At 53.2% G+C, this 14894-nt stretch carries 13 protein-coding genes; 4 read left to right on the forward strand and 9 right to left on the reverse strand.

Annotation, left to right across the window (positions count from 1 at the left end):
• Nucleotides 1-248: 248 nt before the first annotated feature.
• Nucleotides 249-1277 (forward strand): rod shape-determining protein, encoded by a 1029-nt coding sequence (locus tag EKD02_RS04675; protein WP_011889845.1) that lies wholly within the window; start codon nucleotides 249-251, stop codon nucleotides 1275-1277.
• Nucleotides 1278-1354: 77 nt separating this feature from the next.
• Here EKD02_RS04675 and bshA read toward each other — a convergent pair whose 3' ends face one another.
• On the reverse strand, nucleotides 1355-2485 hold the full coding sequence (gene bshA / locus EKD02_RS04680; protein WP_126384076.1) for an N-acetyl-alpha-D-glucosaminyl L-malate synthase BshA: 1131 nt from the start codon (nucleotides 2483-2485) through the stop codon (nucleotides 1355-1357).
• Nucleotides 2486-2609: 124 nt separating this feature from the next.
• Here bshA and EKD02_RS04685 point away from each other — a divergent pair, with 124 nt between their 5' ends.
• On the forward strand, nucleotides 2610-4025 hold the full coding sequence (locus tag EKD02_RS04685) for a cation diffusion facilitator family transporter (protein WP_342352898.1): 1416 nt from the start codon (nucleotides 2610-2612) through the stop codon (nucleotides 4023-4025).
• A 24-nt stretch (nucleotides 4026-4049) separates the two neighbouring features.
• Here EKD02_RS04685 and EKD02_RS04690 read toward each other — a convergent pair whose 3' ends face one another.
• Complete coding sequence (locus tag EKD02_RS04690; RefSeq protein ID WP_244924398.1) at nucleotides 4050-5078, reverse strand: calcium/sodium antiporter; 1029 nt, start codon at nucleotides 5076-5078, stop codon at nucleotides 4050-4052.
• Between the two features lie 44 nt (nucleotides 5079-5122).
• On the opposite strand from EKD02_RS04690, the gene EKD02_RS04695 reads away from it, so the two are divergent.
• A complete protein-coding gene (locus EKD02_RS04695) occupies nucleotides 5123-6157 on the forward strand; it encodes an SDR family oxidoreductase (RefSeq protein ID WP_126384082.1) in 1035 nt (344 codons plus the stop codon).
• A gap of 6 nt (nucleotides 6158-6163) precedes the next feature.
• On the opposite strand, the gene EKD02_RS04700 is transcribed toward EKD02_RS04695, so the two are convergent.
• From EKD02_RS04700 to groES, 6 genes are all read right to left on the reverse strand, one after another.
• Nucleotides 6164-7189, reverse strand: coding sequence for a glycosyltransferase family 2 protein (locus EKD02_RS04700; protein ID WP_126384085.1), 1026 nt, complete (start codon nucleotides 7187-7189; stop codon nucleotides 6164-6166).
• Nucleotides 7190-7206: 17 nt separating this feature from the next.
• On the reverse strand, nucleotides 7207-8010 hold the full coding sequence (trpA, locus tag EKD02_RS04705) for a tryptophan synthase subunit alpha (protein ID WP_126342476.1): 804 nt from the start codon (nucleotides 8008-8010) through the stop codon (nucleotides 7207-7209).
• Between the two features lie 13 nt (nucleotides 8011-8023).
• Nucleotides 8024-8716 carry a CPBP family intramembrane glutamic endopeptidase gene (locus EKD02_RS04710; protein WP_126384088.1) on the reverse strand — a complete coding sequence of 231 codons (693 nt, stop codon included), beginning with the start codon at nucleotides 8714-8716 and terminating at the stop codon, nucleotides 8024-8026.
• 61 nt (nucleotides 8717-8777) lie between these two features.
• A complete protein-coding gene (queC, locus tag EKD02_RS04715; RefSeq protein ID WP_126384091.1) occupies nucleotides 8778-9461 on the reverse strand; it encodes a 7-cyano-7-deazaguanine synthase QueC in 684 nt (227 codons plus the stop codon).
• Between the two features lie 103 nt (nucleotides 9462-9564).
• Nucleotides 9565-11208, reverse strand: coding sequence for a chaperonin GroEL (gene groL / locus EKD02_RS04720; RefSeq protein WP_011889836.1), 1644 nt, complete (start codon nucleotides 11206-11208; stop codon nucleotides 9565-9567).
• Nucleotides 11209-11258: 50 nt separating this feature from the next.
• Nucleotides 11259-11546, reverse strand: a complete 288-nt coding sequence (gene groES, locus EKD02_RS04725; RefSeq protein WP_011889835.1) for a co-chaperone GroES — start codon at nucleotides 11544-11546, stop codon at nucleotides 11259-11261.
• Between the two features lie 160 nt (nucleotides 11547-11706).
• Here groES and EKD02_RS04730 point away from each other — a divergent pair, with 160 nt between their 5' ends.
• Nucleotides 11707-12012, forward strand: a complete 306-nt coding sequence (locus EKD02_RS04730; protein WP_011889834.1) for a hypothetical protein — start codon at nucleotides 11707-11709, stop codon at nucleotides 12010-12012.
• Nucleotides 12013-12019: 7 nt separating this feature from the next.
• Here the strand turns inward: EKD02_RS04730 and uvrA are convergent, their stop codons facing one another.
• Nucleotides 12020-14884 (reverse strand): excinuclease ABC subunit UvrA, encoded by a 2865-nt coding sequence (gene uvrA / locus EKD02_RS04735; RefSeq protein WP_126384094.1) that lies wholly within the window; start codon nucleotides 14882-14884, stop codon nucleotides 12020-12022.
• Between the last annotated feature and the right edge of the window lie 10 nt (nucleotides 14885-14894).

Below are 14894 nucleotides of genomic sequence, written 5' to 3' on the forward strand. Positions count from 1 at the left end.
GGTTTCTTGTTTGGTGACTCTATGGGGGCCGGTTCATTGCCCATAATGTAAGCAATGCGGTCATTTATCGAAATACCCGCTGCCGGAGAGCGGATGATGATGAAAACACCTTTTTGATTTGGAAAAAAAACAGCATTACATACTTTAGTAGTTTATTATATTTATAGTACCATTATAGCTGAAAACTGCTGGAGCAGTAAGCCACGCAAACAAACAGAACAATTCCTTCATCACGATCCAACCCCGCCATGAGCCTTTTCAATACCCTGTTCCGCGATGTCGCCATTGACCTCGGAACGGCAAATACCCTTATATTCATACGCGATAAAGGTGTGGTTCTCAATGAGCCCTCAATAGTAGCCCGCGACCGCAACACAGGAAAAGTGGTTGCCATTGGCCAGGAGGCCCTGCTCATGCATGAAAAAACCCATCCCGGAATTGTCACCATCCGCCCTCTTGCCAGTGGCGTCATTGCTGATTATGAAGCAACTGAAGAGCTCATCAAGGGTCTCATTCTGAAAACAAAAAGTCAGTTCTCCCTCGGCATACGGCGCATGGTGATCGGCATTCCTTCTGGCATCACTGAGGTTGAAAAACGGGCTGTACGGGACTCGGCCGAGCATGTGGGGGCAAAAGAGGTCTACCTGGTGGCTGAGCCTATGGCGGCAGCTATCGGCATAGGACTGGATGTGAAGGAACCGATGGGAAACATGATTGTTGATATCGGCGGAGGAACAACGGAAATTGCTGTCATCTCGCTTGGCGGCATTGCATCGGGAGAGTCGCTCAGAGTTGCGGGAACTGATATCACCAGTGCAATCATACGGCATTTCCGCAAAGCCTACAACCTTGCCATTGGCGAACGGACTGCAGAGGATGTGAAAATAAAGATTGCTTCGGCCTACAAGCTTGACAAGGAGCTGACCATGACGGTGAGGGGAAGGAACCTCGTCACGGCACTTCCTGAAGAGCGCGAAGTCAACTCCCCCACCATAAGGGAGGCAATTGCCACACCAATAAGCCAGATTATCGCCTCCATCAAGAAAAGTCTTGAGGTCACAAAACCGGAACTCTCCTCCGACATTCTTGAAAGAGGTCTCTTTCTTGCTGGCGGCGGCGCACTCATCAAGGGGCTTGACAAAAAAATCAATGAAGAGACCAACCTTGCGGTTCACATCAGCGAAGACCCGCTGACTGCAGTTGCCCGGGGAACGGGAGAGGTTCTTGAGAACCTTGAAAAGTACCGGCCGGTCCTGCTTTCAACAAAGCGGTACTGAGTACTGCTGCTCCGGCAGATACAGCGTCCCCATCAGCCTGAAGCATATGCTCTCCGGCTGATGAGGATTTTTTCTTCCTATCCGAGGAGCCGCTCATAAAAGGCTTCGTACCGGTCAACCAGCCTTACCGTCTCAAACTGCTTTGCCTGCTGAACGCATGCCTCTGAACACTCCTGCCAGTGCTTTCCGTCAGCAAGCAGCAGCAGGGCTTTTTCCGTCATGGCCTCTCTGTCTCCCGGCGGGCAGAGATATCCGTGCCGCCCCTGTTCAATAAATTCCGGAAAGCCGCCGGCACTGGTAACAATCACCGGAACACCGCATGCCATGGCCTCAAGGGCTGCCAGTCCGAAAGATTCCGCATCGCTTGGCATCAGCATAAGATCTGATACCGAAAGCAGTGGAACGATATCGTCGATTTTCCCCAAAAAATGCACTCTGTCTGCTATACCCAGACGGCGAACCTCTGTTTCTGCCTCACTTCGTTCAGGGCCGTCACCAACCATCAGCAAGGTGGCATCAAGCTGCTGCGTCAGTCGGTGGAACACGCTGACTATATCTGAAATCCGTTTCACCGGACGGAAGTTCGAAATGTGTATCACCGTTTTTCCCTTTCCCGGCACAAGCTGGCGAAGAATATCGGGGGCCGCTATCCGCCGGAAAACCTCCGTATCGACGAAATTGTGAATGACCTCTATCTCCTGCTTCGGGCTGAACATTTTCACAGTCTCATCCTTGAGATACTGCGACACCGCCGTCACTCCGTCCGACTTGTTGATGACAAGGCGAACCGCGTCGTGCATTCCCCTGTCGGCTCCCACAACGGTTATGTCGGTTCCGTGCAGTGTGGTTGCGAGACGAAAACAGTCGCGTTGGGGGCACTTGTCCTCCAGCATCTGGCGGGCAAGCATTGCACTCATGGCGTGGGGAATGGCGTAATGGGCATGAACGACATCGAGCTTTTCATAAAAAGCCACTTCCGCAATTTTAGATGCAAGTGCAAGTGAGTGGAAGGGGCACTCAAAGAGCGGATAATGCATCGCCTCCACTTCATGGTAGTGGATGTTGGAGGAAAATGCACCCAGCCGGAACGGGGCCGACTGACTGAAAAAATGGACTGTATGTCCTTTAAGGGCAAGAGCCTTGCCCAGTTCTGTGGCAACAGCGCCGCTGCCTCCATAGGTATGCTGGCACGAGATTCCAATCTTCATCTTCCTCGGGGTAAAAAATTTGATAACCATTTGCAATGGTCTGAAAATCAAAATAGTAAAAAAAATTCCTCCCCCCCCCCCTCACCCCCAATGGGAGCTCCGAAACTGGAGCCGCCGGCAGATTATGATGGGTGAGGGAATAATAGTATTATGGGTCACCATGGACGCAAACAAGAAAAAAAAGCGGGTCGCATTCAGTTCAGTTCTGGCCAGCGCATTGCTCACTGTCCTGAAACTGGTGGCCGGTCTTATGACGGGCAGTATCGGCATTCTTTCGGAAGCGGCACACTCGCTGCTTGATTTCGGGGCCGCCGCAATGACCTGGGTTGCCGTTGGTATGAGCAGCAAGCCTGCCGACCGCAAACACCATTATGGCCATGCCAAAGTGGAAAGCATTACTGCCCTTGTTGAAACGGGGTTGCTCCTTCTGACAAGCGGCTGGATCATTTCCGCAGCAACAGAACGGCTGCTTGGAGGAGAGGCTGAAGTTGAGGTGACATGGTATGCCATAGCCGTCATGCTCACTTCCATCGTTGTCGACTTTTCAAGAGCCCGGGCACTCAGTAGAGTGGCAAAGGAAACCAACAGCACAGCCCTTGAGGCGGATGCGCTTCACTTCAGCTCCGATATTCTCAGTTCCGCGGTGGTTCTCATCGGGCTTTTCTTTGTCTCGAACGGCATATTCTGGGCTGATGCTGCCGCCGGTATCGTTGTGGCGGTTGTTGTGGCCCGGGCCGCATTCCAGTTAGGGAAAAAAACCATCGACATTCTGACCGATGCTGCGCCTGTTGGCATTGCGGAACGGGCCGAAGAGCTTGCAAAAACGGTTCCCGGCGTCATAGGAATAAAAAAAATCCGTGTCAAGCCTACGGGTCCGCAGGTGTTCATTGAAATGAGCGTTGCCGTCAACAGAACGCTTTCGGTTGAAAAGGTCCGGGACATCTGTACGGCCATTGAAGAAAAAGTGCATGGTGCCTTCCCTGTGGCGGACATGACCATCCATACCCATCCAGTTGCCCTGACGGGAGAATCCATTGCTGAACGGGTGCATGTCATCGGCCTGAACCATGGGCTGCATGCCCATAACATTGCCACCAATTTCAACGACGGGGCACGCCATATTACCTTTGATGTTGAAGTTGACCAACGCCTGAAAATAAAAGAGGCGCATCAGGCGGTCACCCTCCTTGAAGATGAATTGCGGAGGGAGTTTGATGGCAACCCTGAAATCTGCATCCATCTCGACCCTCTCCGCTGTGAAGAACGGCGTACCACCCCCCTGCCTGAAGATGAAGAGGCTGCATTGAGAAAAGTTATCGTTGATGCGGCAGCCACCATCCCGGCCATTGCCGATGTGCACGACATCACGATTCTGAAAACGGAAAAAGAGAAACGGTTCATCACCCTGCACTGTTCGTTTCAGGAAGATGTTCTCATGGAAGATGTCCATGAGCTGACAAGCCGTCTTGAGGGGGCTCTTTATCAGGCCATTCCTCTGGCCTGCAGGGTCATCATCCATGCCGAGCCTCTCGGAGGCTGAAAACCGGGATGCATTTCCTCCCTCTCAACTCCCCTGAAATGCCGTGAGCGCAAGGTAGGATATGTAGGCTATGTAGACGGAGAGCAGAATAGCCCCTTCAAGACGGTTGATTTTCCCTGTTCCGGGGCCGCGAAAGCCGAACCCAAAGAAAAACAACGAGATTGTCAGAAGTCCCATCACGGGTATATCGCGGTCAATAACTTCAGGGTTGACAGGAAACGGATGGATGACTCCGGCAATACCTACCACAATCATCAGGTTGAACATATTGGAACCAAGAACATTGCCAAGCGCAATGTCGTGCTGGCCTTTTCGTGCTGCAATAATTGAGGTAACCAGCTCCGGCAGCGATGTGCCCACTGCCACAACAGTGAGGCCGATAACCAGATTGCTCACTCCAAGTATATCGGCAATGCCGACTGCGCCCCATACAAGCATTCGTGAGCTTGCAATAAGAAGAACCAGACCGCTGCCAACCAGCAGGAGCGACTTGCTGAGCGGCATGCAGTGTTCCTGAAGTTCCTGCTCAATCTCTTCGCTGAGAGCGTCCCGTTTTTTCCGCAACCCGACTACGAATGTCCACCCCAGCATGCTGCAGAAAAGGGTGAGGAGCACAAGAGCATCAATCATGGAGAGTTCTCCATCATAGAGCTGGAGCGCTGAAACAGCTGCAATGGCGGCAAGCAGGGGAAGTTCTTTTCGAAGAATGCCGGACTCGACCACAATCGGGCTGATGAGTGCCGTGAGTCCCAGAACAAGCGCTATATTGGTGATGTTTGAACCATAGGCGTTGCCCAGAGCCAGATCGGGGTTCCCCTCAAGCGAGGCGAGAACCGACACTGCAATTTCAGGAGCTGAAGTACCAAAGCCCACAACCAGCATACCGATGAGCAGAGACGGCATCCCGAAATGGTCGGCAAGCGCTGCTGATCCATCGATGAACTTGTCGGCACTCCACATAAGAATGAAGAGTCCGCAGATGATTGCTACAGAAAAAAGAAGCATGGCGAGAGAGAGGGTAACGATGATTGAAAATTTGTTCGGGTGAAACAAGGTAGATGCATCTCAATTAAAAACCAACTTACAAAAGGACGACTATGCAACACACCGTCTGTGTAACCGGCGCATCTGGCTATATTGCCGCCCATATCATTCAGAAACTGCTTGCAGCCGGTTGCCTCGTAAGGGGTACCGTCAGAAAAAGCCCGGACGCATATCCATTTCTTTCCAGTATGCCGGGAGCCGGCACGCACCTTCAGCTCTTTACAGCCGACCTGCTCACCGAAGGTTCTTTCAACAAGGCCCTGCAGGGCTGCAGTACCGTGATGCATACAGCCAGCCCCTATGTCATCAATGTCAAAAACCCGCAACGGGATCTGGTGGATCCGGCCATAAAAGGAACTCTGCAGGTGCTTGCCTCTGCAATGAAGACTCCCTCTGTCAGGAGAGTCGTCTTGACCTCATCGGTCGCTGCAATTACCGATGAGCCCGACAGCTCAAGGGTTATAAATGAAGAGGATTGGAACACCCGGTCCTCCCTCAAGAGAAATCCCTACCATTTCGCCAAAACAATGGCAGAACGGGCTGCATGGGAGTTCATGGAAAAGGAAAAGCCGGGGTTCAGCCTTGTGTGCATCAACCCCTCGATGGTGACGGGCCCGTCCCTTGGCCCCGGCCTCAATACAACCAACGGCATGATCCGCGATATCATGAGCGGAGTCTATCCCGGCATCATGGACCTCAACTGGGGGTTTGTTGATGTTCGCGATACGGCCGAAGCCCATATTCTTGCCATGCAGACCCCTGAAGCTTCCGGGCGCTATATCTGTTCCGCAAAAGAGCTGCACATGCGCGACCTTGTCCATCTGCTCCGTTCTTCGGGATTCAGCAGCTACCCGCTCCCGAAACTTGATTTGTCGGGGCGTGCGGGAACGGCAGTGATGAGGGTACTTTCATGGACACAGCCGAAAAACACGGGGACATTCATCCGGACCCATATAGGGCGCAGCGTGCATTACAGCAATGCTAAAATTCAGCAGGAACTGGGGTTGACCTTCAAGCCGGTCGAAGAGAGTATTGTTGAGGCGGCCGAAGACCTGATACGGCATGCTCATCTCCCCAAGAAGAACTGAGATGCCTCAGCGGCGGAGCAGCTGAAAGAATGGCATGCGGGAAAAAATGGCATGTTCCCCGACTGTTCTCATGGACTGAACACGGCGCCGTTTTCGGAGCGTTTCCGGGATGAGAAGCATCGCCTCCCCCATTGCCCTGAAAACGGAGCCGGCTTTCCTGAGCCCCCCGGGGTAACGGGTGAGATAATAGGCGGCAGCGGCCAGTTCCATAAAAAAACGAAGCAGGAGAATTCCCGGCAGTGCCGCGCCTCCCCGATTTTTCAGGAGCATCAGCAGGTTGTTGCGATGGTTGAAAAACACTTTTTCAGGAGAGCCCTCACCAAGCGATGCACCGCCCTCATGCAGCACTACTGAATCGGGGGCAGAGCGGACCTTGTACCCTGCAAGCTGGAGCCGCCAGGCCAAATCAATCTCTTCCATGTGCATGAAAAAGTCCTCGTCAAAACCGCCAACTTCCACCACAGCCGAGCGACGGACAAACATTGCGGCTCCCGATGCCCAGAAAATATCCCGTGGCTCGTCATATTGGCCGCGGTCGGTTTCAGCCCCGGTCATTGTCCGTCCAAGACAGTAGGGATAGCCAAGACGGTCCAGCATACCTCCAGCAGCACCGGCATAGTCAAACATCCGTTTTGGCCCGGCCACTCGTTTGGTGGAAAGAATTTTTGGCTGCAGTGCGGCAACGGACGGGTCGGCAAGTGCCGCTTCAACCAGAGGATGGAGCCAGTTGGGCCGGGGAAGCGTGTCGTCGTTCAGCAATACTGCAAAGTCTGCCGTAGCGTGCCTCAGCCCTTCATTGCAGCCCCCGGCATACCCCCTGTTTTCGGGAAGCCTGAAAAGGGATGCATTGGGATAGTCATCAATAAGGGGAGCCAGGCCGGGAAGGCTCCCGCCATTGTCAACAACAATAATGTGCATTGACGGGTAGCCGGTGTCACGAAGCGCCTTCAGACAGCGTTCCAGCATGTCGCGCCTTAGATAGTGGGGAATGATGATGTCGACGGTCGGCAAACCGGCAGCGGTTTTTTCCATTGAAATGCCAGCCCCCCTCAGCGCAATGTGCGCCAGAACTCTCCGGCAAGACGGGCGGCCTCCTGAGGCGTTCCGGCCGAAGCAATGTTCTGCAAGAGTGCGGTTCCAACAACTGCTCCATCGGCAAACCTCCACATATGCTCTACCCTTTCGCGGTCTTTGATGCCGAACCCGACTACAAATTTCTTTTTCGTGTGCCGGCGAACCCGTTTCAGGTATTCATCAACAGAAGCTTCAGTGTCGCCTTCCGACAGCTTGGCGGTTCCTGTTGTGGCGTTGACTGCCAGACAGTAGGAAAAATCAGTGGACATGCCATCAATCATTTCGATTCGTTCCGGTGGGGTGACGGGTGAAATCAGGAACACCACCGTCATACTGAACGCTTTGGCCCGTTCCAGGAACTCACCGGCCTCTTCGGGGGGAAGGTCGGGCAGAAGCAGTCCGTCAACACCCGCTTCGGTGGCATCGGTGAGAAAACAGTCCCCGCCATAGGCAATCAGCGGGTTGCAGTACCCCATCAGAAGAATGGGAACGGTTATTTTCCTGCACCCCTCTCCCCTGCGTGCCCGGCCAACAATATCAAGCAGCCGGTGAAGACTCACCCCGTTGGCTATCGACCTGTGGGCCGCCTCCTGTATCACCGGCCCGTCGCCGACCGGATCAGAAAACGGGATGCCCAGCTCGATGATGTCCGCCCCGCTCTCCTGAAGTGCTTCAAGCACCGGAAGCGTTGCACCCGCAACGGGGAACTCAGGCATATAATAGGCAAGCAGAAGCTTTTTATCCTGACGGAGCAGTGCGGTAATTCTGTTTTCGGTCATGAGTGGAGCTCGGTCAGGGATTAAAGAGAAGTTGCGGAATTACAAAAATGTCAAGGACCATGGCGACCATGGTTATCATATGGACAATAACGCTTCCCCATACATTTCGGGTTTTAAGGACAAGGTAGCCACCAAGCACACCAATGGGAACAGCCATCATGGCCATGAGCGCCCGTTCCCTCATGCCAACCGGCGCAACGGCAAAATGGTTCAGCGCATAGAGGATGGTGGTCAACAGGACGGTGAGATGGGGGTTGACGCCTTTTTCAATCAGCGATGAAAACATCACCCCGCGCCAGAGAAACTCTTCGGCAAGAATAAGAATCGGGAAAAGATAGAGCAGTGAACGGTGCACGAGAAGCCTCTCCATCTCCACCATCGGTGCTCCGCCGCTTTTGTAGTAAAGGATGGTATTGGTTATGTCCATAATGAAGAGCACGGCTCCGGCAAGGGTTCCCCAGTAAAGGGAGCGGCCCGCATTGCCGCCCGCCAGCCATATCTCTTGACGGCCTGTACCGGTTCTGCCGAGAAACAGCACCAGACCCAATGAGCCTGCCACATACACAAACAGTGCCGGCCACTCAAGCCATGGAGTGAAATGGCCCGCAAGGCCCGTAAGCCATATCAGCCCCACAAGTGCGAAGGAGAGTGAGAAACGCAGAGCCAATGAAGAGGATGGCGGAGGAGAAAGCGTGGGAGAATTCATAAGAAGGGGCGGTTTACTTCCTGACGAAACTATCCAATAAGGCGACTATGTGACTATGACATCAATGAATATACTGTGGACGGACATTATAGTCAATCGGGTCACGAACCCCCACAAGTTCAAAAGCCCTGAGACGGCGGGCACAGCTGTCGCATACACCGCAGGCTTTTCCTTCACTTTTATAACACGACCAGCTGTAATGGAACGGTGCGTCGAGCTCCATCCCTTTTTCAACAATACCGGCCTTCTGCATGGCAATCAGCGGGGTCAGGATTTCTATTCCGGTTTCGGGTTTTGTGCCCAGCTCAATAACTTTGTTGAAGGCGTCGTAAAACACTTTCCGGCAGTCGGGATAGCCGGAAGAGTCCTCCTCAACCGCGCCGATGTAAAGCTTCTGTGCACCGATAACCTCCGCCCAGCTGACAGCCATGGAGAGAAAACATGCATTACGGAAGGGGACATAGCTTGTCGGGATGGCGGTGCCCTGTAGGTCGGCTCCGCTGACAGCCATGGTGTGGTCCGTCAGTGAGGAGCCGCCTATGGTTCCGAGAAAATCGGCATTGACTTCAAGCAGTTCCCCGATACCGTAATGGCCGGCGATGCTCCGGAACGATTCCAGCTCCCGCTGCCAGGTCCGCTGGCCATAGTTGACATGCATGGCGGCAAGCTGAAGCCCCTCATTATGGGCTATGGCGGTGGTGACAAGGCTGTCCATCCCTCCGCTGAGAAGTACTACTGCTTTCATATGCTGCTGAAAACTGAATTGGTCAAGGATTTACGGAATGAAAATAACAAAAAAAAGGCCAGCCCGAAGGCTGGCCTGTAAGAGAACAATGGGAAAAGCGGGATCAGTACATGCCGCCCATTCCACCCATTCCGCCCGGAGGCATTGCCGGCATGTCAGGAGTGTTTTCCTTGATGTCGGTAATGCAGGCTTCAGTGGTCAGAAGAATGCTTGCAACTGATGCTGCATTCTCAAGAGCGCTGCGGGTCACCTTGGTCGGGTCGACAACGCCGGCCTCAACAAGGTTCTCGTACTGCTCGGTTCTGGCGTTGAAGCCATAATCACCCTCGCCGTTCTTCACATGCTCAAGCACAACAGCGCCGTCGGTGGTGCCGGTGTTGGCAACAATCTGGCGAAGCGGCTCTTCAAGAGCGCGGCGGATGATTTCAATACCGGTCTTCTGGTCGTCATTGTCGGGCTTTGCATTGTCCAGGCCTTTGATGGCACGGATGAGCGCAACACCGCCACCAACAACAATGCCTTCCTGTACGGCAGCGCGGGTTGCATGCAGCGCATCTTCAACGCGGGCCTTCTTCTCTTTCATCTCAACTTCGGTGGATGCACCGATATTGAGGACGGCAACGCCGCCTGAAAGTTTTGCAAGGCGCTCCTGCAGCTTCTCGGTGTCGTAGTCGGAAGTCGACTTGTCGATCTGGCCTTTAATCTCGTTGATGCGGGCCTTGATCTCTTCCTGGGTACCTTTGCCTTCAACAATGGTGGTGTTGTCCTTGTCGAGAGAGACGCGGGCAGCCTGGCCAAGGTAGTTGATTGTGGCGTTCTCCAGCTTGTAGCCTTTCTCCTCGGAAATGACGGTACCGCCGGTCAGAATGGCAATATCATCAAGCATGGCCTTGCGGCGGTCGCCGAAGCCAGGAGCCTTGACGGCGCATACTTTCAGAGTGCCGCGCAGCTTGTTGACCACAAGCGTTGCAAGTGCCTCGCCCTCGATGTCTTCTGCAATGATAAGCAGCGGACGGCCGGACTGTGCACCTTTCTCAAGAATCGGAAGAAGCTCTTTCATGTTGCTGATCTTCTTGTCGTAAATGAGAATCAGCGCATCGTCGAGCTCGGCTTCCATTGACTCCGAATTGGTGACGAAGTAGGGGGAGAGGTAGCCGCGGTCGAACTGCATGCCTTCAACAACTTTCAGCTCGGTGTCCATTCCCTTTGCTTCTTCAACGGTGATGACGCCGTCTTTGCCGACTTTGTCCATGGCCTCGGCAATGAGCTCGCCGATTTCAGGATCGTTGTTGGCGGAAATGGTACCTACCTGTGCAATCTCCTTCTTTCCGGAAATGCTGCGGCTGATGGTACGGAGCTCGGCAACAACCTCTTTGACGGCACGATCGATGCCTCTTTTAAGATCAATCGGGCGGGCGCCTGCGGCAACATTCTTCAGGCCCTCACGGTAGATTGCCTGTGCAAGAACGGTTGCAGTGGTGGTTCCGTCACCGGCTACATCGCTGGTTTTGGAAGCAACTTCACGAACCATCTGTGCTCCCATGTTCTCGATTGCGTCTTCAAGCTCAACCTCTTTGGCAACGGTAACGCCATCTTTGGTTGAGGTCGGTGCACCGAATTTTTTGTCGATAAGCACATTGCGGCCGGCAGGTCCGAGGGTTACTTTCACGGCATTGGCCAGTTTGTCCACGCCAACTTTAAGTTTTGCCCTGGCGTCGGCGTCGAAAAGAATATCTTTGGCAGTCATTGTTTAACTTTCCTCCAGTAAAGGTTGTTGAATTTCAAAAAACTGTTCTATCAGCCCAGAATTGCAAAAATGTCCGACTCACGCATGATGAGGTAATCTTCCCCCTCAACACTCACTTCGGTTCCGGAATATTTACCATAGAGTACTTTGTCGCCGGCCTTCACAGGCATTTCAAGCAGCTGCCCGCTATCGGACATTTTTCCCGCGCCTACGGCAACAACTTCACCGTACATCGGTTTTTCCTTTCCGGTATCGGGAATGTACAGGCCACCTTTTGTTTTTTCCTCTGCGGGGGCGGGCTTCACAATAACTCGATCAGCTAAAGGTTTCAGGTTCATTGTCTTTCTCTTGTTTGAGTTTCAGATTAATCGTACGATACTATCAGGTATTGTTACTGACTGTTCCCTTTTGTTAGCACTCGGAAACGATGAGTGCTAAAAGAACATTCAAGTATACACAAAAAGAGATTTCCTCCAAACAAGCAACCACAAATTTATTATGTCTATAGAAGAAACAGAACACAGCACCACAAGACTCTACTGGAGCATAGGAAAGGTGGCAACGGAAAAAATGGAGAGCCTTTTGTCGAAAATGAGCGACGACACGGCAACACAGGAGGACCGTCTTCATGCCGCTATTCTGCAGGAGATAACGGCACTGGCGAAAAACCGCCTCTCGGTGGAGGAGAACGAAACCGGATTCGAAAAAGGAAGTGATGTCTGGGTGGAACGGACCTCGGAATCACATTTTCCGCACATACGGCTTCATGGGGGCGCGCTTGAGGATGACCCCATACTCGACTGACCCCCCCTTATTCCTTCTTCGTCCGGCCGCTCCCTATGAAGGGGCGGAGATGGACGCCTGTCAGGGAATGGTCCATTCCGGCAATTTCTTCCGGCGTCCCTTCTCCGACAATACTTCCCCCACGGTCTCCGGCTCCCGGCCCCAGGTCAATCACCCAATCGGCCTGAAGGATGATGTCGGGGTTGTGCTCAATAACAACAAGCGTATTCTGCTGCTGCAGCAGTTTTTCAAAACATCTGGTCAGTTTCAGGATATCTTCAAAATGAAGACCGGTTGTGGGTTCGTCAAAAATGAAGAGGGTATGCTCAACATCGGCTCTGGCAATGAAACTGGCCAGTTTCAGCCGCTGGGCTTCACCGCCTGAAAGGGTGCTTGATGACTGGCCGAGACGGATGTAGCCAAGACCGACCTCGTCAAGAACGGCAAGTTTTCGGGAAATGGCTTTTTCCGTACGGAAAACATCAATGGCTTCAAGAACGGTAAGGTCGAGCACTTCGGCAATTGAGAGCCCCTTGTACTTTACCTCAAGGGTTTCAGGCTTGTATCGGAGCCCTCCGCAATCTTCACAGACTGCTTCAATATCGGCCAGAAACTGCATTTCAATGCGCACGCTCCCCTCTCCTGCACAGGCTTCGCAACGGCCTCCGGGAATATTGAACGAGAAATATCCTGCTTTCCATCCACGGGCCTTCGCGTCCGGGGTTGCAGCAAAAAGAGCACGGATATCGTCAAAAATTTTCAGATAGGTAACGGGATTGCTGCGGCTTGAACGCCCGATGGGCGATTGGTCAACATGCTCCACACGGTCAATCAGCCATCCACCGGTAATGGAGCGGTGGGTGCCGACTTTTTCCTTCAGGATATCTTTTTCCCGAAGCAGACCTTTTTTGAGAATATCGTTGACGAGAGTGGATTTGCCTGATCCGCTGACACCGGTTACACAGGTGAGAACACCGATGGGAAAACGAACATCGATATTCTTGAGGTTGTTCTGCATGGCGCCCTCAATGGCAATGCAGCTGCTGAAAACGGCCTCCCGGCGTTTCTCCGGAATGGGTATGCACCGCTTTCCCTGAAGATATTCGGCCGTCAGCGAGCTCCCCGACTCCTTCATGGCTTCTACCGAACCATGGAAGACCACTTCGCCGCCAAGCCTTCCGGCGCGGGGGCCAAGGTCAACAACTTCGTCGGCCGCTTCAATGATTTCACGGTCATGCTCAACCACTACAACGGTATTGCCAAGATCGCGCAGTTTGCAGAGGAGGGTAATGAGGCGGGCTGAATCGCTTTGATGGAGGCCGATGCTGGGTTCGTCAAGAATATAGATGGCGCCGACAAGAGGAGAACCGAGCGAGGTTGACAGATTGATGCGCTGGAACTCTCCTCCAGAGAGCGTGTGTGTCAACCGGTCGAGCGTCAGATAGTTGAGCCCTACATCAAGAAGATAGCCGAGCCGCTTCCGGATTTCCTGAAGCACCGCATCGGCTACTTTCCGGTCAAACGGGGAGATGTCGAGATTCTGGAAAAAAGCGTGCGCGTCGTCAATATTCATCCGTGCAACATCGCTGATGCTCTTCCCCGACACTCTGACCATCCGGGCATCGGGATTGAGCCGCGATCCCTCACAGTCGTGACAGGTGGCATAACCGCGATACCGGCTCAGAAAAACGCGCAAATGCATTTTATAGCCGGCATCTTTCTCGATCTCTGCAAAAAAGGGCCAGATTCCCTTGAATCCGCTATCGGGAATCCCTTTCCAGATACGGTCCCTGCTTGCCTGTGAAAGCTTTGCATAGGGCACATCAACTGCTATTCCAGCCTTTGGTGCTGCCGCAAGAAGCTCTTCAAGATTCCACCGGTATTTCTCTGAGTTCCAGCAGACAATGGCTCCATCTTCAAGCGTCAGGGACTTGTCGGGGATGACGGCATCTTCATCAATTCCTGCAATCCTGCCGAACCCCTGGCACGACGAACATGCACCGATAGGGGAATTGAAGGCGAAGAGCTGGGGAGAGGGCTCCTGATATTCAACTCCGTTGAGCTCAAGCCGGTCACTGAACCTGTAGGTTTTCCCCCCCACAACCCTCAGCACGGCATACCCTCCCGATTCAGCAAAGCAGCTCTCGGCAGCCTGGGCTACACGGCTGCTGAACTTCTCATCATGACGGGTCACAAACCGGTCGACAAGAACGAGAAGCGTGGCCCGATCGGCCTCACGCATTGCCGCAACCTTTTCCCATGAGGCGGCGTCGTTCAAATCAAGCAGCGTGTCTCCGAAAACAAGACGGAAAAAACCTTTTTTCTTGAGATTCGTCATCTCGTCACGAACCGGGCAGGCATGCCGGGAACTGTCGTGATGGGAGGGAAAGGGAAAACCTGCATAAAATTTTGTACCCTCTTCAAAAAAGCCGGCCTGCATGCCGACATCATCAGGGGTATGCTTCAGGACAAGTTCATTGGTATCGGCCGAATAAATTTTGCCTATCCTGGCATAGAGCAGCCGGAGGTAGTCATAAATTTCCGACACGGTACCTACCGTTGAACGGGGGTTTTTCGGTATGGGTTTCTGCTCGATTGCAATGGCGGGAGCAATTCCCTCCACCACTTCAATTTCCGGCCGGGGCATGCGTTCAAGGAACTGGCGGACATAGGCAGAAAGCGACTCCACATACCGGCGGTGCCCTTCGGCATACAGCGTATCAAACGCAAGGCTTGACTTGCCTGATCCGCTTACCCCGGTGAAAACGACAAAACGGTTTCTGGGTATGCGGACGGTAATGTTTTGAAGATTGTGAGTGGTAATGCCTTTCAGAAGTATATCCGGCAGACTCGATTCAGAGGGGACTGAATCCGTGAGCCTTTTCTTGGTCATGAGCGTGGAA

The organism is Chlorobium phaeovibrioides, from assembly GCF_003968655.1.
Taxonomy (GTDB): domain Bacteria; phylum Bacteroidota; class Chlorobiia; order Chlorobiales; family Chlorobiaceae; genus Chlorobium; species Chlorobium phaeovibrioides.